23 protein-coding genes are annotated in these 17770 nt (G+C 60.9%); 11 read left to right on the top strand and 12 right to left on the bottom strand.

Features of this window, described 5'->3' with window-relative positions; all coding sequences use genetic code 11:
- Positions 1 to 8: 8 nt before the first annotated feature.
- Entirely contained in the window at positions 9 to 767 is a 759-nt protein-coding gene (locus AB4P94_RS13235) for an SDR family NAD(P)-dependent oxidoreductase (protein WP_395610887.1), read from the top strand.
- 50 nt (positions 768 to 817) lie between these two features.
- The gene (locus AB4P94_RS13230) at positions 818 to 1723 is read left to right on the top strand and encodes a LysR family transcriptional regulator (RefSeq protein WP_395610886.1); all 906 of its coding nucleotides are present in this window, start codon (positions 818 to 820) and stop codon (positions 1721 to 1723) included.
- Here the strand turns inward: AB4P94_RS13230 and AB4P94_RS13225 are convergent.
- Positions 1710 to 2150: a multidrug/biocide efflux PACE transporter gene (locus AB4P94_RS13225; protein WP_395610885.1), complete on the bottom strand. Its 441-nt coding sequence runs from the start codon at positions 2148 to 2150 to the stop codon at positions 1710 to 1712. The two genes, AB4P94_RS13230 and AB4P94_RS13225, sit on opposite strands and share 14 nt — an antisense overlap.
- Before the next feature lie 89 nt (positions 2151 to 2239).
- Here AB4P94_RS13225 and AB4P94_RS13220 point away from each other — a divergent pair, with 89 nt between their 5' ends.
- Complete coding sequence (locus AB4P94_RS13220) at positions 2240 to 3118, top strand: LysR family transcriptional regulator (protein ID WP_395610884.1); 879 nt, start codon at positions 2240 to 2242, stop codon at positions 3116 to 3118.
- A gap of 122 nt (positions 3119 to 3240) precedes the next feature.
- Here the strand turns inward: AB4P94_RS13220 and AB4P94_RS13215 are convergent, their stop codons facing one another.
- Entirely contained in the window at positions 3241 to 4083 is an 843-nt protein-coding gene (locus AB4P94_RS13215; RefSeq protein WP_395610883.1) for a LysR family transcriptional regulator, read from the bottom strand.
- A 111-nt stretch (positions 4084 to 4194) separates the two neighbouring features.
- Between AB4P94_RS13215 and AB4P94_RS13210 the strand changes: the two genes are divergently transcribed.
- Entirely contained in the window at positions 4195 to 4920 is a 726-nt protein-coding gene (locus tag AB4P94_RS13210; protein ID WP_395610882.1) for an SDR family oxidoreductase, read from the top strand.
- 64 nt (positions 4921 to 4984) lie between these two features.
- Here AB4P94_RS13210 and AB4P94_RS13205 read toward each other — a convergent pair whose 3' ends face one another.
- The 4 genes from AB4P94_RS13205 to AB4P94_RS13190 are packed head-to-tail and all read right to left on the bottom strand — an operon-like array spanning position 4985 to position 7522.
- On the bottom strand, positions 4985 to 6208 hold the full coding sequence (locus tag AB4P94_RS13205) for an RNA polymerase sigma factor (protein ID WP_395610881.1): 1224 nt from the start codon (positions 6206 to 6208) through the stop codon (positions 4985 to 4987).
- Positions 6205 to 6681 (bottom strand): SRPBCC family protein, encoded by a 477-nt coding sequence (locus AB4P94_RS13200; protein WP_395610880.1) that lies wholly within the window; start codon positions 6679 to 6681, stop codon positions 6205 to 6207. Before AB4P94_RS13200 ends, AB4P94_RS13205 begins: the two co-directional genes overlap by 4 nt.
- Positions 6682 to 6715: 34 nt before the next feature.
- Positions 6716 to 7060 (bottom strand): YciI family protein, encoded by a 345-nt coding sequence (locus tag AB4P94_RS13195; RefSeq protein ID WP_016973135.1) that lies wholly within the window; start codon positions 7058 to 7060, stop codon positions 6716 to 6718.
- Between the two features lie 42 nt (positions 7061 to 7102).
- Positions 7103 to 7522, bottom strand: coding sequence for a YybH family protein (locus tag AB4P94_RS13190; RefSeq protein ID WP_395610879.1), 420 nt, complete (start codon positions 7520 to 7522; stop codon positions 7103 to 7105).
- Between the two features lie 147 nt (positions 7523 to 7669).
- On the opposite strand from AB4P94_RS13190, the gene AB4P94_RS13185 reads away from it, so the two are divergent.
- Positions 7670 to 8173: a GNAT family N-acetyltransferase gene (locus tag AB4P94_RS13185; RefSeq protein ID WP_395610878.1), complete on the top strand. Its 504-nt coding sequence runs from the start codon at positions 7670 to 7672 to the stop codon at positions 8171 to 8173.
- A 62-nt stretch (positions 8174 to 8235) separates the two neighbouring features.
- Here AB4P94_RS13185 and AB4P94_RS13180 read toward each other — a convergent pair whose 3' ends face one another.
- Positions 8236 to 8718: a GyrI-like domain-containing protein gene (locus AB4P94_RS13180; protein ID WP_395610877.1), complete on the bottom strand. Its 483-nt coding sequence runs from the start codon at positions 8716 to 8718 to the stop codon at positions 8236 to 8238.
- Positions 8719 to 8913: 195 nt separating this feature from the next.
- Here AB4P94_RS13180 and alaC point away from each other — a divergent pair, with 195 nt between their 5' ends.
- On the top strand, positions 8914 to 10125 hold the full coding sequence (gene alaC / locus AB4P94_RS13175) for an alanine transaminase (protein WP_395610876.1): 1212 nt from the start codon (positions 8914 to 8916) through the stop codon (positions 10123 to 10125).
- Positions 10126 to 10285: 160 nt separating this feature from the next.
- On the opposite strand, the gene AB4P94_RS13170 is transcribed toward alaC, so the two are convergent.
- The gene (locus AB4P94_RS13170) at positions 10286 to 11638 is read right to left on the bottom strand and encodes a GntP family permease (RefSeq protein ID WP_395610875.1); all 1353 of its coding nucleotides are present in this window, start codon (positions 11636 to 11638) and stop codon (positions 10286 to 10288) included.
- An 84-nt stretch (positions 11639 to 11722) separates the two neighbouring features.
- Positions 11723 to 12256: a gluconokinase gene (locus AB4P94_RS13165; protein WP_395610874.1), complete on the bottom strand. Its 534-nt coding sequence runs from the start codon at positions 12254 to 12256 to the stop codon at positions 11723 to 11725.
- 212 nt (positions 12257 to 12468) lie between these two features.
- On the opposite strand from AB4P94_RS13165, the gene AB4P94_RS13160 reads away from it, so the two are divergent.
- Positions 12469 to 13500 (top strand): LacI family DNA-binding transcriptional regulator, encoded by a 1032-nt coding sequence (locus AB4P94_RS13160; protein WP_395611330.1) that lies wholly within the window; start codon positions 12469 to 12471, stop codon positions 13498 to 13500.
- A gap of 13 nt (positions 13501 to 13513) precedes the next feature.
- On the opposite strand, the gene AB4P94_RS13155 is transcribed toward AB4P94_RS13160, so the two are convergent.
- A complete protein-coding gene (locus AB4P94_RS13155) occupies positions 13514 to 13810 on the bottom strand; it encodes a hypothetical protein (RefSeq protein ID WP_395610873.1) in 297 nt (98 codons plus the stop codon).
- Between the two features lie 116 nt (positions 13811 to 13926).
- On the bottom strand, positions 13927 to 14205 hold the full coding sequence (locus AB4P94_RS13150; protein ID WP_395610872.1) for a class IIb bacteriocin, lactobin A/cerein 7B family: 279 nt from the start codon (positions 14203 to 14205) through the stop codon (positions 13927 to 13929).
- Positions 14206 to 14533: 328 nt separating this feature from the next.
- Here AB4P94_RS13150 and AB4P94_RS13145 point away from each other — a divergent pair, with 328 nt between their 5' ends.
- On the top strand, positions 14534 to 14773 hold the full coding sequence (locus tag AB4P94_RS13145) for a DUF6124 family protein (RefSeq protein ID WP_395610871.1): 240 nt from the start codon (positions 14534 to 14536) through the stop codon (positions 14771 to 14773).
- A 122-nt stretch (positions 14774 to 14895) separates the two neighbouring features.
- Here the strand turns inward: AB4P94_RS13145 and AB4P94_RS13140 are convergent, their stop codons facing one another.
- Positions 14896 to 15771, bottom strand: a complete 876-nt coding sequence (locus tag AB4P94_RS13140; protein ID WP_395610870.1) for a LysR family transcriptional regulator — start codon at positions 15769 to 15771, stop codon at positions 14896 to 14898.
- Positions 15772 to 15881: 110 nt separating this feature from the next.
- Between AB4P94_RS13140 and AB4P94_RS13135 the strand changes: the two genes are divergently transcribed.
- Genes AB4P94_RS13135 through AB4P94_RS13125 form a run of 3 tightly spaced genes read left to right on the top strand, consistent with a single transcriptional unit; the run spans position 15882 to position 17767 of the window.
- Entirely contained in the window at positions 15882 to 16316 is a 435-nt protein-coding gene (locus AB4P94_RS13135) for a PACE efflux transporter (RefSeq protein ID WP_395610869.1), read from the top strand.
- Positions 16317 to 16375: 59 nt separating this feature from the next.
- Complete coding sequence (locus tag AB4P94_RS13130; protein ID WP_395610868.1) at positions 16376 to 17008, top strand: glutathione S-transferase family protein; 633 nt, start codon at positions 16376 to 16378, stop codon at positions 17006 to 17008.
- 21 nt (positions 17009 to 17029) lie between these two features.
- Complete coding sequence (locus AB4P94_RS13125; protein ID WP_395610867.1) at positions 17030 to 17767, top strand: NAD-dependent epimerase/dehydratase family protein; 738 nt, start codon at positions 17030 to 17032, stop codon at positions 17765 to 17767.
- The last annotated feature ends 3 nt before the right edge of the window (positions 17768 to 17770 follow it).

Here is a 17770-nt window from a genome sequence, read left to right as displayed (position 1 = left end):
ACTTCACCATGACCCGCAAAATCGCACTGATCACCGGCGCCAGCCGCGGCCTGGGTAAAAGCGCAGCACTGCACCTGGCGGCGCAAGGCGTCGACATCATTGGCACCTACCACAGCGCAACGGCGGACGCAGAAGCCGTGGTTACACAGATTGAAGCCTTGGGCGGTCGCGCTGCCATGCTGCAACTGGATGTGAGCCAGAGCGGCCGCTTCAATGCTTTCGTCGGCGAAGTCGCTGGGGTTCTCAAGGATGTTTTCGCACAGGATCGCTTCGACTTTCTGATCAACAACGCGGGCATTGGCGTCCACGCCAGCTTTGCCGAAACGAGTGAAGAACAGTTCGACCAATTGGTGGCCATCCACTTCAAGGCGCCGTTTTTCCTCACGCAAAAACTGCTGCCGCTGATCAGTGACGGCGGGCGCATCATCAATATCTCCAGCGGCCTGGCGCGGTTCAGCCTGCCAGGCTATTCAGCGTATGCATCGATGAAAGGTGCCATTGAGGTGCTGTCGCGCTACCAGGCCAAGGAGCTGGGCCCACGCGGGATTAGCGTCAACACCCTGGCCCCCGGCGCGATTGCCACCGATTTCAGCGGCGGCGCAGTGCGCGACAACCCGGCTGTGAATGCGATGGTGGCCAATAACACGGCATTGGGCCGTGCCGGCTTGCCGGACGATATCGGCGGCGCCCTCTCGGTGCTGCTGGCCGACGGCAGCCACTGGATCACCGGGCAGCGCATCGAAGCCTCGGGAGGCATGTTTCTTTAAACATTCTGCGCTAGCATCAATGCCTTCAGATCCCTGACAGGCAATCATCGATGAGTTTTGATCCAGGCTTGGCCGGCGGCATGGGCGTGTTGGAGGCGGTGGTGGACTGCGGCAGTTTCGCCCGCGCCGCCGACAGCCTGGACATGACACCCTCGGGGGTCAGCCGGGCGATTTCACGCCTGGAAAAACGCCTGGGGATCCGCCTGTTCGACCGCACCACGCGCTCGGTGCAATTGACCGACGAGGGGCGGCGTTTCTACCAGGAAATCGCCCCGCTGCTGGCCGGCCTCGAAGAGGCCGCCAACTCGGCGGCCGACAGCGCCCTCACCGTGCGCGGGCGCCTGCGGGTGAATATCGATCCCTACTTTTCCAGGCTGGTATTGGGGCCGGTGCTCGGCGACTTCATGCGCCAGTACCCGCAACTGCAACTGGACCTGCACACCCGCGACCAACTCGGCGACTTGGTAGCCGACGGTTTCGACCTGGCCATTCGCTTCGGCATCCCGCAATCCTCCTCGCTGATCGCGCGCAAATTGATGGACGTGCGCGTGCTCACCGTGGCCTCCCCCGCCTACCTTGAACACTACGGCAGGCCTGCGGTTCCGCAGGACCTGGAGAGCGGGCACATGTGCCTGGACTTTCGCGACTCGCAAACCGGCCGCCCGTTTGCCTGGGAATTCCACCGCCCCGGCGAGCAATTGACGGTGCGCACCAATGGCCGTTTGGTGGTCAATGACGCCAGCACCTTGTACAGCGTGTGTGAACACGGGCACGCCGTGGCGCAGATGCTCGACCTGGGCCTGACGCCGGCACTGAAGGCCGGCGGTTTGGTGGAGTTGTTTGCGGACTGGCCCGACGAGCGCTTTCCGTTGTACGCCTACTACCCGTCGCGGCATTTGCCCGCCGCCAAGGTGCGGGCGTTTCTGGATTTTGTCGCCTCGCTCAAGCTTGGCTAGGCACACGGGGCTGTACGATTTTTTCCCGAATCACGTCATACCCCCAGTGGTACACATAGGTATACGGCAGGAAAAACAGCAGTACGCCGATGTCGAGGAGAAACGCCTGCATCAGGCTGATGTTCATCAACGCCGCGATCAACGGCACGGCAACAATAATCAGCCCGCCTTCAAACATCAGCGCATGCAACACGCGGGTCCACACGCCGCCGGACAACTGCAGGCGCACTTTCAGGCGATCAAACAAACTGTTGAAAATGATGTTCCAGGTCAGCGCCAGCAGGCTGAGGCCCAGGGTCACCGCGCCCATCTCCAGAGCGGGTCGGCCGGTAATCCAGACCAGCAGCGGTGTGCAGATCAACAAGGCCAGGCCTTCAAACCCCAAGGCTTGGCCAACGCGTTCAGTAATCGACTTGGTAGGGTGCATAACCTGCGCTCCGTGAGTAACGATGGTTGCCATGATCACCCTTAGACTCGATACTTCATAACCAATAACCATCGATCAAGGCGATAGTCATGGCCTCAAACGAAGTGCTGCAGGCGTTTGTGCAGGCGGCGACCCAGGGCTCGTTTTCTGCGGCGGCGCGCAAACTGGGCAAGAGCCAGTCCACCGTCAGCGCGGCGGTGGCGAGCCTGGAGATTGACCTGGATGTGGAGCTGTTCGACCGCAGCAGCCGCAAACCTACGCTAACCCCGGCCGGGCATGTGCTGCTGCAACGCGCCGAGCAGGTGCTGGAAGCCAGCAGCCGGCTGGCGTTGGCGGCGAGCCAATTGGCGCAGGGGTTGGAGCCGAAAGTCAGTATCGCCATGTCTGACACCTACCAGTCGGAGCGCTTCGAAATTGCCCTCAAGGACTTTGAACAACGCTACCCGGACCTGGAGCTGGAATGGCTGATTGCCGAGTGCGAAGACTTGATCGACCTGGTGCAAAGCGGCCGTGCACAGATCGCCTTTATCGAGGCACAAGAGGTATACCCACCCGACCTGAGCAGTGCGCCTGTGGCGGAACGCACGGAACTCGCGCTATTCGTCGCGCCCACGCATCCATTGGCGGGCCTGCACGAAGTCGATCCGCAGACCTTGCAGCAACACCGCGAACTGCGCCTGGCGAGCATCATCAATCCCAACGAGATACGCCCCACTGGCCGCGTGTGGTCGGCACCGAGTTTTCTGATGCTGATGGAGATGGCACAACTCGGTTTCGGCTGGGCGGCGCTGCCGCGCTGGCTGGTGGAGCGGTTTGGCAATGCGGGCCTGGTTGAACTGACAGTGCGCAGCTGGCCACGCTCGGTGGCGGTGGATGTGCTCTGGTCGCGCCAGCACCCGCCGGGGCCTGCGGGGAGTTGGATGTTGGGGTTGATGCTGGACTCATCACTCCCAGACACTGCTGATTAAACATGTGGGCGCTGGCTTGCCTGCGATGGCGGTGGTTCAGCTTGCATCTTCGCAAACTGATGGAACGCTATCGCAGGCAAGCCAGCTCCCACCTTTGGACGGTGTTGAATAGTGAGTTGGGGTCAGGCGGCGGATAGCTGCGGCGGGCGGTTGTTCTGGAAGTATTCGTGCAAGGCGCGCAGCGCGGGCAATTCCAGGGCTTGCGCGGCAAAGCACAGCCCCACGCGACGTGTCGGTGCCGGCAGGTGCCATTCGCGAATCACCACCCCGGCACGCTCGGCCGCCATTGACTGCGGCAGCATCGCCACCCCCACTCCGGCAGCCACCATGTGCAGCGCCTGGGTCAGCGACCCGGCATGCCCGGCCACCGCTTGCGGCGAACGGCCATACAGCGCCATCAGGCGTTGATGGGAGTCGTGCTGCGGGCAGGTGATCCAGTCTTCAATCGGCGCCCATGCCTGCTCCTTGCCTGCCAGCGCCATGGGGTGCGCCTGGGGTAGCGCCATCACGTAGGACTCTTCCCAAAGCGGCAGGAACAATTCGTCCTCGCAGCACATTTCCTCCACGGCCAGGCGGCCCTGCCCTTCGCAGCCTTCCTGCAACGTCAGCAGCAAACCCGGCAGCCCCTGGTGCGCCATGCGCAGGAAGGTTTCAATCTGGCTGTCGGCAATATCGCCCTCCACGCCCAGCTCCAGCGCGATGCGATTTTCGCGCCCGCGAAACAGCCGGCTCAGTGCCTCCGCTTCGGCCACCATGCGCCGCGCTTGCGGGTACAGCACCCGCGCTTCGGCGCTCACCTCCACACCGCGCGGTTGGCGCACGAACAGTGCCACGCCCAGCTCGTCTTCCAATTGCTTGATGGTCACCGACAGGGTCGGCTGGCTGATAAACAAACGCTGGGCCGCCCCGGTGATATTGCGTTCTTCGAACACCGCGAGAAAGGCCTTGAGGTGACGCACATCCATAGCTGAATCCGATGGCAGACAGAGAAATAAGGCATTTTTCAGCCTTGGCGAGGGTCAATATACTGCGACCACGATCCCGTTATCGATTTTTCTTATCCCAGGAGTGCATTTATGAGCAAGCCACTGATCATCATCACCGGCGCCAGTTCCGGTATTGGCGAAGCCACCGCCCGCCTGTTGTCGGCCGCAGGCCATCCGTTGTTGTTGCTGGCGCGACGCATCGATCGCCTTGAAAAACTGGCCCTGCCGAACACCCTGAACCGTGGCGTCGACATCACTGACCGTGCCGCGCTGGTCGCCGCCGTGAAAGAAGCCGAGGCCCAATTCGGCCCGGCCGACGCATTGATCAACAATGCCGGCGTGATGTTGCTGGGCGCCGTCAGCGAGCAAGACCCGGCGCAGTGGGAGCAGATGCTCGATGTCAACGTGAAGGGCCTGCTCAACGGCATACACGCGGTAGCCGGCAGCATGGTCGCGCGCAAAGGCGGCACCATCATCAACGTCAGCTCGGTGGCCGGGCGCAAGACGTTCCCGAACCACGTCGCTTATGTCGGCACCAAGTTCGCGGTGCACGGGATTTCGGAAAACCTGCGCGAGGAATTGTCGCCAAGCAATGTGCGCGTGATCACCATCGCCCCGGGTGCAGTGGAGACTGAATTGCTCAGCCACACCACGGACGAAGCGATCAAGACCGGATATCAGGCCTGGAAGCAGGACATGGGCGGCACGGTGCTCAGTGCCGATGATGTGGCGTCGGCGATTGCCTATGCCTACCAGCAGCCGCAGCATGTGTGCATTCGCGAGATTGTGTTGGCGGCGACGCGTCAACAGCCGTAACCAAGAACTTGCAGACAACGCCCTTCAATGTGGGAGCTGGCTTGCCTGCTCCCACAGGTGATCTTCATTGTCTGGGGGAGTTGAGTTCGGCCAGACGCCGCTGTAAAAAGCGCTTTTCCGGGGATTGCTGAGTCAGTGACAAGGCCTTCGTGTAAGCATCCCGAGCCTCATCGACCCGCCCCAACTGCCGGCAAAACTCCCCGCGTGCCGAATGCGCCAGGTGGTAATCCTGCAATTCACCACGCTGCAAAATCCCCTCCACCAACTGCAACCCCGCCAACGCGCCCTGCCCCATCGCCACCGCCACGGCGCGGTTCAGTTCGATCACAGGCGACGGCATTTGCCAGAGCAGCACATCGTAAAGCCCGACAATCTGCGGCCAGTCTGTTTCCTCGGCACGGGTCGCCTCGGCATGCACCGCCGCAATGGCCGCTTGCAGGCAATACGGGCCATAGCGGCCTGTGGTCAGTGCCTGTTCCACCAGGGTGCAGCCTTCAACAATCGAGGCGGCGTCCCACAGGCTGCGGTCCTGTTTCTCCAGCAACACCAGCTCACCGTCCGCCGAGGTGCGCGCGGCGCGGCGGGATTCGTGCAACAGCATCAGCGCCAGCAGCCCCATGACTTCCGGTTCCGGCAGCAACTGCATAAGCAAGCGGCCGAGGCGAATGGCTTCGCCGGTCAACGCTTCGCGGGTAATGTCCGCGCCCATGGACGCCGAATACCCCTCGTTGAACACCAGGTAAATCACCCGCAACACGCTGTCGAGGCGTTCGGGCAATTCGGCGCGGGACGGCACTTGATAGGGGATTTTCGCCTCGCGGATCTTGCCCTTGGCGCGCACGATGCGCTGGGCAATGGTGCTGGGCGTGGCGAGAAACGCGCGGGCGATTTCCTCGGTGGTGAGGTCACAGATCTCTCGCAGGGTCAGCGCCGCCTGCGCGTCGGCAGCCAGCGCCGGGTGGCAGCAGGTGAAGATCAGCCGCAGGCGGTCGTCTTCCACGTCTTCTTCACTCCAATCAGCCGCTTCCAGCGCGTCGGCCTGCTCCTGCAATAACGGGGTAAACCGCGCCTGGCGGCGCAGGCGGTCGATGGCTTTGAAGCGGCCGGTTGAGACCAGCCAGGCCCGTGGGTTGTCGGGCACGCCGTCTTGCGGCCAACGTTGCATCGCGATGAAAAACGCCTCGTGCAACGCCTCTTCGGCCAAATCGAAATCACCGAGCAAGCGAATCAGCGTCGCCAGTACGCGCCGTGATTCGCTGCGGTAAATCGCCTCGACCCGGGCTTTCAATCGCGCATGCGCTCGGTCACCAACGTCACCAGGCGGTCCAGGCTCTGGCCCCAGCCATCATGGAAGCCCATGGCTTCGTGGGCGGCTTTGTCCTCGGCGCTCCAGTGCAGGGCGCGGGCGGTATAGAGGGTTTTGCCGTCGACTTCTTCGAAGGTGACTTCGGCGGTCATGAACGGCTTGCCGGACGGAATCCAGCCGGGCGCGAAAGCATCGGTAAACACCAGACGGTTGGGCGCATCGATTTCCAGAAACACTCCCGAAGTCGGGTATTCAGCGCCATCCGGCGCGCGCATCAAGGTGCGAAACAGGCCGCCAACCCACAGGTTCATTTCGCACTCGGGCGTGGTCATGCCGTGGGGGCCCCACCATTCTTGCAACAGCTCGGGGGTGGTCCAGGCACGGAAAACGCGGGCGCGCGGGGCGTCGATCACGCGGCTGATGGACAGTTCAAATTCGGCGGCTTGCGGGGTCATGGGGTCAACCTCTTGAGTCTTATGGTTATTGGGGTCACAGATTCAGTTCGCGCACGGGGCGCACTTCCACACTGCCGACCCGGGCCGCCGGAATGCCACCAGCCACCTGGATCGCTTCGTTCAAGTCCTTGGCCTCGATCAGGTAAAACCCGGCGAGCTGCTCCTTGGTTTCGGCAAACGGCCCGTCGGTGATCGACAACTTGCCATTGCGCATGCGCACGGTGGTGGCGGTGCTCACCGACTCCAGCGGCTCGGCGGCGAGCATGCGCCCGCTGGCCGCAATGGCCTCGGCGTAGGCAAAACACTCAGGGTCCGCCGGGCTGTCGGGCGAGGTGTGCAGCACTTGTTCGTTGCTGTAGATCAGGCAGAGGTATTTCATGGGGGGCTCCCTTTTCGGCTTATCAACTATAGTCCCGCGCGTTCAGGGTTCCAGCCCGAACAGCGCGGTGCCGCTTTCCATGTCGAACGGTGCCGACCAGTGCTCATGCACCACCTTCCACTGGCCATCAATACGCTGGTAGCCGGCGGTGACCCGCATCCAGCACGCCTTCACCACGCCATCCGGCCCGGCACCGCCGCAATGGGCCAGCCAGTGGGCGAAGGCGCTGTCCTGCGCTTCAACGATGTGCAGTTCATGAAACTCGAAAATGCCGGGCCCGGGGCAGTGCTTCATGCACTCGTCCCAGTGCGCGCGGTAAGCCGCCTTGCCTTTGAATTGCAACGCGGTTACGGCGTCGAACGAGACGATATCGTCGGCGTAATAGCTGACAATCTTGTCGATATCGCGGGTAAGTACGGCTTGTTTCCATTGGTCGATCAGGGTGTTGATGGCAGTGCTCATGGCGGTACTCCATTGGGTGAAAAATCACGCAAGACACCCTTAGTCGAATGGCCCACCGGCCAATCGACAGCCCGCTGAAAAATAATTTCGCCCCCGGCAAAGCCGCTAGAATCCACGCCTCTTTGTAGGATTTGGGATGTACCCCCGATGGAAACCCGCCTCGTCCCCTATGAGACGCTGAGCCTTGTGCAAAAACAGCAACTCGACACCCTGCAAGTGCACCCCGAGCAACTGGCGTATTCCGGCGATATCTACTGCGCGCTGAACAGCCTGCTGGTCAACCCCAACCCCGCCGCCGTCAAGGGCTTCGCCCTGCTCGCCGATGAAACCCCCGTGGCCTTCCTGCTGCTCAAACGCCCGCCGTGCCTGCCCCACTGGGCGGATGCACACAGCGCCACGCTGCACGCGCTGCAAGTGGATCGCGCGCAACAGGGCCGGGGGTTTGGCAAGGCGTGTCTGCAGGCGCTGCCGGAGGCGGCGCGGCAAGCCTGGCCAGAGATCAAGGCGCTGGAGTTGTCGGTGGACGCGGACAATGTGGCGGCGATGGGGTTGTATCTGGGGGCTGGGTGGGTGGATGGCGGGGAGGCGTATAAAGGGCGTATAGGTTACGAACGCCGGCTGGCGCTGGTGATGAGTTCAGCCGGGAAATAAGCACCTCGTGGGTTTGAGACGACAACAAGAGCCGGCCAGCCGGCTCTTGCCAGTAACCGCGGTCAGCCCCGCTCTCCCACCGGCAACCAGATCTCCACGGTCCCGGTGCCTTTGCGCGCATCAAAGTCGGCGCTGTAGCGCTCGAAATCCGCGCCCATCACCTTGTAGCCCGAGTGCGGCAGCCACTCAAACATGATGCGCTCATACGTTTGCTCAAGCGCCTGCACCGGCCCGAAATGAGGGAACACGGCGTAATTGAGCGGCGGAATTTCGACAGACTCAAAGTTGCCCGGCACGTCGCTCTTGCCTGGCACTTCAACCCCGGCCAGGTAATCGAATTCGCCGTGGTGGGGGTTATGGCACACGCCGTAAGTCACACCACCGACGCGTTTTTTGATGTCGTTGATGCAGGTGTCGAACAGCTCCCACAGCTTGGGAATATCGCCGAGGGTGGCCTTCGAGTAACGCCCTTGTACACCGGCAATCACCAGTGCCTTGCCTGCTTCCATGCGTGGCTCTAACGGTTGTTTTGTCTGCTGATCCATACGAACAGTCTCCTTCTTATGAGGGAACAAACCCGCATCGAGTATAGGGGGATATGCGCGCCTTACTCCAAGCAGAAATTTTTCCTGCGCATCTGGACAACTGGCCATCATCGACCGTATTGTCTGCCCCGCAGGCCACCGCGGTGGCCAACGTCGCTCGGACGGTTCCGGGCGCTTACGTACTTCGAGGCAACAATGGCAGACCAAGGTTCGCCGCGCCGCTTTGCGCGCATTGATCGACTCCCCCCCTACGTTTTCAATATCACTGCCGAGCTGAAGATGGCTGCGCGTCGGCGCGGCGAAGACATCATCGACTTGAGCATGGGTAACCCTGACGGCGCCACGCCTCCACACATTGTGGAAAAAATGGTCACCGTCGCCCAGCGTGAAGACACCCACGGCTACTCCACTTCCAAAGGCATTCCGCGCCTGCGCCGGGCGATTTCGCGCTGGTACAAAGACCGTTATGAAGTAGACATCGACCCGGAAACCGAAGCCATCGTCACCATCGGTTCCAAGGAAGGCCTGGCGCACTTGATGCTGGCCACCCTGGACCAGGGCGACACCGTTTTGGTGCCGAACCCCAGCTACCCGATTCACATCTACGGTGCCGTGATTGCCGGCGCCCAGGTGCGCTCCGTGCCGTTGATCCCTGGTGTGGACTTTTTCGCCGAGCTGGAACGGGCGATTCGCGGCTCGATCCCCAAGCCGAAAATGATGATTCTGGGCTTTCCGTCCAACCCGACCGCGCAGTGTGTGGAGCTGGATTTCTTCGAGCGCGTGATCGCCCTGGCCAAACAGTACGACGTGCTGGTGGTGCACGACCTGGCTTACGCCGACATCGTCTACGACGGCTGGAAAGCCCCGTCGATCATGCAGGTACCAGGCGCCAAGGACATTGCGGTGGAGTTTTTCACCCTGTCCAAGAGCTACAACATGGCCGGCTGGCGCATTGGTTTTATGGTCGGCAACCCGGAACTGGTCAACGCCCTGGCGCGGATCAAGAGTTACCACGACTACGGCACTTTCACCCCGCTGCAAGTCGCCGCCATTGCGGCACTGGAAGGCGACCAGCAGTGCGTGAAGGACATCGCCGAGCAGTACCGCCAACGGCGCAACGTGCTGGTCAAAGGCCTGCATGAGCTGGGCTGGATGGTCGAGAACCCGAAGGCGTCGATGTACGTCTGGGCCAAGATTCCCGAGCAGTATGCGGCCATGGGCTCGCTGGAATTTGCCAAGAAGTTGCTGCTGGAGGCGAAGGTGTGTGTGTCGCCGGGGATCGGCTTTGGCGAGTATGGGGATGATCATGTGCGCTTTGCGCTGATCGAGAACCAGGACCGGATTCGCCAGGCGGTGCGCGGGATTCGCGGGATGTTTCGGGCGGATGGTTTGGGCCCTAAGGCCTAATCCAATCCACCTGTAAAAATGCGATCAAAAATGTGGGAGCGGGCTTGCTCGCGAAAGCGGAGTATCAGTCACCGAATGCATTGACTGATGTACCGCATTCGCGAGCAAGCCCGCTCCCACATTTGGATTGGGTTTTCACCCCAGCGTCAGCGTGTGTCGGTCAGACCACCAACGACAACAGCATGATGAAAATCAACGCCACCACCGACAGAATCGTCTCCATCGCCGTCCAGGTCTTGAACGTCTCGACCACGGTCATGTTGAAGTACTGCTTCACCAGCCAGAACCCCGCATCATTGACGTGAGACAACACCAGCGAGCCCGCCCCCGTCGCCAGCACCAGCAGCTCACGGTTAACCCCCGGAATCATCCCCACCACCGGCACCACAATGCCCGCACCGGTAATGGTCGCCACAGTCGCCGAACCGGTGGCCACACGAATCACCGCCGCCACCAGCCACGCCAGCAGGATCGGGTTGATTTGCGCGTTCACCGCCATATGGCCGATCACGTCACCCACACCGCTGGTCACCAGCATCTGCTTGAAACCGCCACCGGCACCGATGATCAGAATGATCGCGGCCGTCGGCGCCAGGCTGGCGTCGAGCAGCTTGAGGATCTGCTTGGAATGAATGCCTTGGCGATGGCCAAAGGTGTAGAGCGACAGCAGCAACGCCAACAGCAACGCGGTGATCGGGTGGCCAATCATGTCCATCCAGTTACGAATGGCGTGGCCGTCCGGCAGCGCGACGTCGGCGAAGGTTTTGAGCAGCATCAGGAACACCGGCAGCAGCACGGTGATCAGGGTAATGCTGAAGCTCGGCAGGTCTTTGGACTCCGGCTCGCGGGCCAGTTGGTCGACCAGTTCCTGGGACGGGTTGCCCGGGATGTACTTGGCGATAAACGTACCGAAGATCGGACCGGCAATGATGGCAGTCGGCAGCGCGACAATCAGGCCGTAGAGAATGGTCTTGCCGATATCAGCACCAAACACGCCGATGGCCAGCAGCGGGCCCGGGTGCGGTGGCACCAGGCCGTGCACCGCCGAGAGGCCAGCGAGCAGCGGGATGCCGATCTTGATCAGCGACACGCCGGTACGGCGCGCGACGATGAATACCAGCGGGATCAGCAGCACAAAGCCGATTTCGAAGAACAGCGGGATGCCCACCAGGAACGCAGCGAACATCATGGCCCACTGGACTTTCTCTTTACCGAAAGCGCGGATCAGGGTCTGCGCGATCTGATCGGCGCCGCCGGATTCGGCCATCATTTTGCCGAGCATCGTACCCAGGGCAAGGATGATGCCGACAAAGCCGAGCACACCGCCAAACCCGTCCTGGAACGCCTTGATGATCTTGTCCACGGGCATGCCCGAGGTCAGGCCGAGAAAGCCGGCCGCGATGATCAGTGCAATGAACGGGTGCACCTTGAACTTGGTGATCAAAAAGATCAGCCCGATGATTGTGACCACTGCGTCTAGCAGCAGGTAGGACTCGTGGGACATGCCAAACATGGGGGGTCTCTCCTGTTTGTTATTGTTATTAAAGCCGGTGTTGAATCTTTCGCCGGGGACAGCGCTATCTTTTCCGGCAAAAAATTAATGGGTTGGTTCAAAGCCGTGTTGCAGCCACCAGGCATTGGTTTGCTCGGCCAGGGCCTCGACGCTGTCTTCGCTGGCGTTGAGTGCCAGGGTCAGCGGCTCGCCCACGGGCGATTCGAGGGTGGCGAACTGGCTGTCGATCAGGCTTGCCGGCATGAAATGGCCGGGGCGATGGGACACGCGGTCGGCGGCCACGGCACGGGTCAGCTCCAGGAACACGAAACCCAGGCCCGGCGCAGCTTCGCGCAGGTGGTCGCGGTATTTCTTTTTCAGGGCTGAACAGGTGAGCACCGGGTGCTCGCCGGCTTTGAGCGAGCGGCGCAGCTCATCGCAGAGGATGTCGAGCCAGCCGGCGCGGTCGTCGTCGTTGAGAGGGTGGCCGGCGCTCATCTTTTCGATGTTCGCGGCGGGGTGAAAGCTGTCGCCTTCAATGGCGGTGGCGCCGTTCAGGCGGCACAGGGCTTCGCTGACGCTGGACTTGCCACAGCCGGAAACACCCATGATGACCAGGGCGGTAACAGGTTGACTCATGAAACACCTCAGGACGCAGATAGCGCTACCTTTGCACGCTGTAAGGCTAGTGCAAAAACAGGCTTTTCCCGCGCCGTCTTGTCATTTTTATGGAGTGACGCGTGCATCCGCTCCAACGGTTTGAACAGGATCAGGCAACCCTTTGTTCAAGAATTTGCAGCCATTTGGAGACAGCGCTACCTTAGTGCCTCGATTTTTGTTTGGCAAGCCGCCTGATGACCTCCAAGAACGATAAAAAATTGCGCACCACGGGTCGCCCGACCCTCAATGAAGTCGCCCGCCTGGCCGGCGTCAGCCCGATTACCGCCTCCCGCGCCTTGCGTGGCATCAGCACGGTTGCCACCGAACTGGTGGAAAAAGTGCAGCACGCCGCTGCCGAACTCAACTACGTGGTCAACCCCGCCGCCCGCGCGTTGGCGTCGGCACAAAGCCACTCGGTGGTGGTCATCGTGCCGTCGCTGTCGAACCTGCTGTTTATCGAAACCCTGGAAGCCATCCACCAAGTGCTGCGGCCCAAAGGCTTTGAAGTGCTGATCGGCAATTCCCACTATTCGCGTGACGAAGAAGAAAACCTGCTGCGCAACTACATGGCTTATCAGCCGCGCGGTTTGCTGCTGACCGGGTTTGACCGCACCGAAAGCGCACGACGGATGGTCGAAGCGAGCAATGTGCCGTGTGTGTACATGATGGACCTGGACCCGAATGCCGGAGTGAACTGCGTGGGTTTCTCGCAGTTGAACGCGGGCGAGACGGCAGCGGCGCATTTGCTGTCCCGTGGGCGCAAGCGCCTGGCGTATATCGGCGCGCAGCTGGACCAGCGTACGTTGCTGCGTGGCGAGGGTTTCCGCCGCGCGTTGCAGCAGGCGGGCATGTATGACCCCGCGCTGGAATTGCTGACGCCTCGCCCCTCGTCCGTGGGCCTGGGTGGCGAGTTGTTTTTGCAACTGCTGGCGGCGCACCCGGATGTGGACGCGATCTTCTTCGGTAACGACGACCTGGCCCAAGGCGCCCTGCTGGAGGCCATGCGCCACGGCATAAAAGTGCCGGAACGTGTGGCCGTGCTGGGCTTTAACGACTTGCCAGCGTCCTCGTTCATGGTGCCGCGCTTGAGCAGCATCAGTACGCCGCGTGAAGCGATCGGGCGACGTTCGGCAGAGCATTTGTTGACGATCATGGCGGGGAACAAAATCGCCAAGCCGGTGGTGGATATGGGGTTTGAGTTGCAGGTGCGCGAGAGCACCTGACTCGTACCGACTGTCACTCAGGAGCGCTGGTGCGGCGAAACAAGTCCAGGACTGAACGTTTGTGATGAAAGAAATGTGCGATCAGGTAGGCCACAAGGACATTAACAGACGCCACGGCAGCACTTCTGAGTAACGCCTGAACAACCGGCATTTGTTGGGTGGAGTACAGAAATATCGAATACACCACCAAAATCAATGTAAACACGGCGGCGATCAGGCGGTACTGATGCTTCACAAAGGCCGGCAGAATGACTGTCATGGACACAAATCCCAGAAGCCCATTACAAATGGCGAATGCATCAAAAATCATGCGAAATCCTTCTTGGCAAATGCATATTTACTGTTAATGCCAGAGTGTTTTGGGCCTGGCGCCTCTCATCAAATACACGCCAGGCATCGGCATCCTTACTCGACAAAATCGACCTTTCAAGCAGCAGACATATCCCGAGTGAAAAGCCCGCTGGCCGCCCCGGTCACAAGTGAGTAACCAAAATAGATCGCTTGACTGGCCCCTGTTGCGACAGAAGCGAGTGCTCCGTAACCGGCAGACACTCCCCCCATTACCGCCGCCCCGGCAACTTGCCCGGGGCTCCCGCCACTGAGATACGCACCGGTACCGGCTGCAACGGCACCACCCACAACAATCACGGCAGGGTGAATTCCGCCGGAAATAATTCGAATTTCTTCGTCGGTCAACTTTCTCATTGCTTCATCCTTAAAACAGGTTGTACCCAAGTCGTTGTGAACAGAAAAGCGCAGTGCAATTGCACCCGAGAAAGGAGAGTAGCGTCCTGCACAGAGTTGCAGCAGCCCTACATCTGTAGGGGTAAGTTAGCTCCTACGTCAGCGCAGGAAGAGGTGTAGGACGCGGCTGACATTGCAGTAAGCGCCTTGTCCCGCGGCCTACGCTTACGTCAGAATCCGCTGGCTTGTGCGCTTGGGTGAGGGGCCACTAAGGTTGGCCGGTCGCTGAATTTCTCGGTGATCGGGTTTAGTAGCCCACATTTGGACCTCCTGAACCAGGATCACGCCCATGCTGAAAGACACTGAAACTCCGCCAGCCACGCTCTTCACCGTCATCCCCAACACCCCCATCGAATCCCTGCTGATCAACGGCTACGAAACCGTGTGTTCCGTCAGCACCTTGTTGCTCAACCTGTCCGACGACCTCACGGGCAAACATCGTGATGTGGCGTTGGCGATTCATCAGTTGAGCGAGCTGAGTGTGTTGCTGATCGGCAAGGCCATGGACCAGCAGACGCCACGCATCTAGAGCCCGCCTCGGTCAAAAATGTGGGAGCTGGCTTGCCTGCGATGGCGGTGTATCTGGCGGTGATGGGCTGGCTGATCTACCGCTATCGCAGGCAAGCCAGCTCCCACAGTTACTGTGACAACTTATGGTGCTGAAGCCAGCCGCGCTACCAGCGCCGACGCCCCCTTTTGCAAAGGCTGGTTCTTCAACCACACCGCATTCACCACCATCGCCAAGCCATTCTCGATGTTCTTGAAGTTCAACCGCCGTAACCGCCCTGCTTCCAGCAACGGCGCCACCTTAGACTGCGGGAAATTGCCCCAGCCCAGGCCCGCTTCGACCATGTCCAGCGCCATGCCCAGGCTGTCGGTGCGCCAGTATGACTGCCCCACCAGCGGCCGGCGGTCACCGAGGGGAATATCGCGACCCGCCACCAGAATCTGCCGCACCCGCACCAGATCTTCCAGATACGGCTCGCCACCGGCCTGCGGATGTTGCGGGCCGATGCAAGCGATCAACTGCTCGCTGCCCACAAACTGAAGCCGCTCCAGCACATTGACCCGCAACCCGGCAAACACCACGCAAACCTGCACACGCCCGCTGTGCAGCAGCTGCAACACATCATCCTGGGGGGCAGTCAGCACTTCGATTTCCAGCAGCGGGAATTGCTCGCTGATGCCACCGATGGCGGCGAGCAAGCGCCGGGTGTTGATGTCCACCCCCACACCAATCGACAGCTTGCTCTCCAGCCCCTGAGACAGTTGCAACGCATGCACTTGCAACTGCTTGAGTTGCTCGGCCATCAACCGCGCATGGGGAATCAGCGCCAATGCCAAGTCAGTCGGCACAGGCTCGCGATGGCTGCGATCAAACAGCGGGTAACCCAGCTCTGCCTCAAGGTTGGCGATGCCCATGCTCACCGCCGAAGGCACTTTGCCCAAGGCCCGCGCCGCCGCCGAGAACGAGCCGCGCTCGACCACCGCCAGGAACACTTCAACGCTGTCACTGGAAAAGCTCATTACGCCACCTGTCAATAAAACTGAAAGCTTCTGACTTTTTGTGTCAGCCATATTGACGCTATCTTCCGCGCCATCAGACGTTCCTGTCACCCGAAAAAAGAGGAAGTGGTATGCAAGGCGTGAAACGCAAGTTGGTGTATGTGTCGTTGTTCGAGCTGATCGGCATGACCTTTTCGGCCCTCGGCCTGGCGCTGCTGTCGGGCACGCATCCGTCCAGCACCGGGCTGTTGGCCGTGGTGATCACCACCGTCGCGGTCACCTGGAATTTCATCTACACCTCACTGTTCGAGCGCTGGGAAAGCCGCCAGCGCGACCGCACGCGCACGGTCAAACGCCGCATCGCGCATGCCGTGGGGTTTCAGCTGACGCTGATCGTGTTCCTGATCCCGCTGATCGCCTGGTGGATGAACGTGAGCCTGGTGCAAGCCTTCCTGCTCGACCTGGCACTGATCCTGTTCATCCCCTGCTATACCTTTGCCTTCAACTGGCTGTTCGACCGCACCTTCGGCCTGCCTGCCTCGGCGCTGCCGGCAACATCTGCGTAGCGCCAACCGGGCACCGCTGTTAGATTCCCATGGGTCATCTCCTTTGCCAGGAAAGCACCATGGGACATTCTCTGAAAATCTTGGGTCGCACCTCCTCCATCAACGTGCGAAAAGTCCTATGGACGTGCCAGGAACTGGGCATCGACTACACCCGCGAAGACTGGGGCACGGGGTTCAGCCCCACCCAGTCCCCGGAATTCCTGGCCCTGAACCCCAACGCCCAAGTGCCCGTGCTGATCGACGACCACGGCGTGCTGTGGGAATCCAACACCATCTGCCGCTACCTCGTCGGCCTTTACCAACGCTACGACCTGCTGCCCGCCGAACCCGCGCCACGGGCGAAAGTGGAGCAGTGGATGGACTGGCAAGCCACCGAACTCAACCCGTCGTGGGGTTACGCCTTCCACGCGCTGGTGCGCAAAAACCCTGATTACCAGGACCCGCAGCGGTTGAAGGCGGGCGTACAAGCCTGGAATGACAAGATGGGCCTGCTCGAACAGCAACTGCTCAAGACCGGCGCTTATGTGGCCGGCAACGAATTCACCCTGGCCGACATCCTCGTCGGCCTCTCCGTGCACCGCTGGCGCAATGCGCCGCTGGAGCATCCGCCCTACCCCGCTGTAGAAGCCTATTACCAGCGCCTGAGCGGGCGCCAAGGCTTCAAGACTTTCGCCCTCGACGGCCATAACTAAAAACTAAAACAAGGATTCACCGTGAAAGGACTCAACGTACTGCTTACCGGCGCTTGCGGCAGAATCGGCAAGACGTTTTTCGAAGCCTCGAAAGACCGTTATCGCTTCACCCTCACCGACCGTATCGCGCCGGATTTTGCTTTGGGCGAACACCGTTTCATCCGTGCCGACCTCAGCGACAAATCCAGCCTCGCGGCCCTGCTCGACGGCATCGACATCATCGTGCACCTCTCGGGCATCCCCCACGCCAGCGCCGCGTTCGACGAATTGCTGCCCAACAATATCCTCGCCACCACTTACCTGTTCGAAGCCGCCGTGGCCGCTGGGGTAAAACGCCTGGTGTTTGCCAGCAGCGCACAAACCATCGAAGGCTATCCGGTGGACCGCCAGATCACACCGGGCATGCAGGTGATGCCCGCCAACCTGTACGGCGTGAGTAAATGCTACGGCGAGGCGCTGTGCAGCTATTACGCGGCCAAAACGCCACTGTCGACGATTGCCTTGCGCATCGGCGCTTTTGAGTTTCCCGAAACCCACGACCTGAACAACGCCCGCGACCTCAGCGCCTGGCTCAGCCCGCGTGATGCCGTGCAACTGCTGCAGCGTTCCGTGGAAGCCGAAGGCGTAAAACACCTGATCGCCCACGGCATTTCCAATAACCGTTTCAAACGCCTGGACCTGAGCGAAACCACGCGCGTGCTGGGCTACCAACCCGTGGACGATGCGTTCCAGACCTTCGAAATCCCGATCACCTACTGAGTC

This window comes from Pseudomonas sp. B22129 (genome assembly GCF_044218875.1).
GTDB lineage: Bacteria > Pseudomonadota > Gammaproteobacteria > Pseudomonadales > Pseudomonadaceae > Aquipseudomonas.
The sequence above is the reverse complement of the archived record's forward strand: the minus strand, read 5'-3'. Positions and strand labels throughout refer to the sequence as shown.

Bases quoted from the DNA above. Each gene is read 5' to 3' on its own strand.
- AB4P94_RS13235 (WP_395610887.1), top strand. From the start codon at position 9: ATGACCCGCAAAATCGCACTGATCACCGGCGCCAGCCGCGGCCTGGGT.
- AB4P94_RS13230 (WP_395610886.1), top strand. From the start codon at position 818: ATGAGTTTTGATCCAGGCTTGGCCGGCGGCATGGGCGTGTTGGAGGCG.
- AB4P94_RS13225 (WP_395610885.1), bottom strand. From the start codon at position 2,150: ATGCACCCTACCAAGTCGATTACTGAACGCGTTGGCCAAGCCTTGGGG.
- AB4P94_RS13220 (WP_395610884.1), top strand. From the start codon at position 2,240: ATGGCCTCAAACGAAGTGCTGCAGGCGTTTGTGCAGGCGGCGACCCAG.
- AB4P94_RS13215 (WP_395610883.1), bottom strand. From the start codon at position 4,083: ATGGATGTGCGTCACCTCAAGGCCTTTCTCGCGGTGTTCGAAGAACGC.
- AB4P94_RS13210 (WP_395610882.1), top strand. From the start codon at position 4,195: ATGAGCAAGCCACTGATCATCATCACCGGCGCCAGTTCCGGTATTGGC.
- AB4P94_RS13200 (WP_395610880.1), bottom strand. From the start codon at position 6,681: ATGACCCCGCAAGCCGCCGAATTTGAACTGTCCATCAGCCGCGTGATC.
- AB4P94_RS13195 (WP_016973135.1), bottom strand. From the start codon at position 7,060: ATGAAATACCTCTGCCTGATCTACAGCAACGAACAAGTGCTGCACACC.
- AB4P94_RS13190 (WP_395610879.1), bottom strand. From the start codon at position 7,522: ATGAGCACTGCCATCAACACCCTGATCGACCAATGGAAACAAGCCGTA.
- AB4P94_RS13185 (WP_395610878.1), top strand. From the start codon at position 7,670: ATGGAAACCCGCCTCGTCCCCTATGAGACGCTGAGCCTTGTGCAAAAA.
- AB4P94_RS13180 (WP_395610877.1), bottom strand. From the start codon at position 8,718: ATGGATCAGCAGACAAAACAACCGTTAGAGCCACGCATGGAAGCAGGC.
- alaC (WP_395610876.1), top strand. From the start codon at position 8,914: ATGGCAGACCAAGGTTCGCCGCGCCGCTTTGCGCGCATTGATCGACTC.
- AB4P94_RS13170 (WP_395610875.1), bottom strand. From the start codon at position 11,638: ATGTTTGGCATGTCCCACGAGTCCTACCTGCTGCTAGACGCAGTGGTC.
- AB4P94_RS13165 (WP_395610874.1), bottom strand. From the start codon at position 12,256: ATGAGTCAACCTGTTACCGCCCTGGTCATCATGGGTGTTTCCGGCTGT.
- AB4P94_RS13155 (WP_395610873.1), bottom strand. From the start codon at position 13,810: ATGATTTTTGATGCATTCGCCATTTGTAATGGGCTTCTGGGATTTGTG.
- AB4P94_RS13150 (WP_395610872.1), bottom strand. From the start codon at position 14,205: ATGAGAAAGTTGACCGACGAAGAAATTCGAATTATTTCCGGCGGAATT.
- AB4P94_RS13145 (WP_395610871.1), top strand. From the start codon at position 14,534: ATGCTGAAAGACACTGAAACTCCGCCAGCCACGCTCTTCACCGTCATC.
- AB4P94_RS13140 (WP_395610870.1), bottom strand. From the start codon at position 15,771: ATGAGCTTTTCCAGTGACAGCGTTGAAGTGTTCCTGGCGGTGGTCGAG.
- AB4P94_RS13135 (WP_395610869.1), top strand. From the start codon at position 15,882: ATGCAAGGCGTGAAACGCAAGTTGGTGTATGTGTCGTTGTTCGAGCTG.
- AB4P94_RS13130 (WP_395610868.1), top strand. From the start codon at position 16,376: ATGGGACATTCTCTGAAAATCTTGGGTCGCACCTCCTCCATCAACGTG.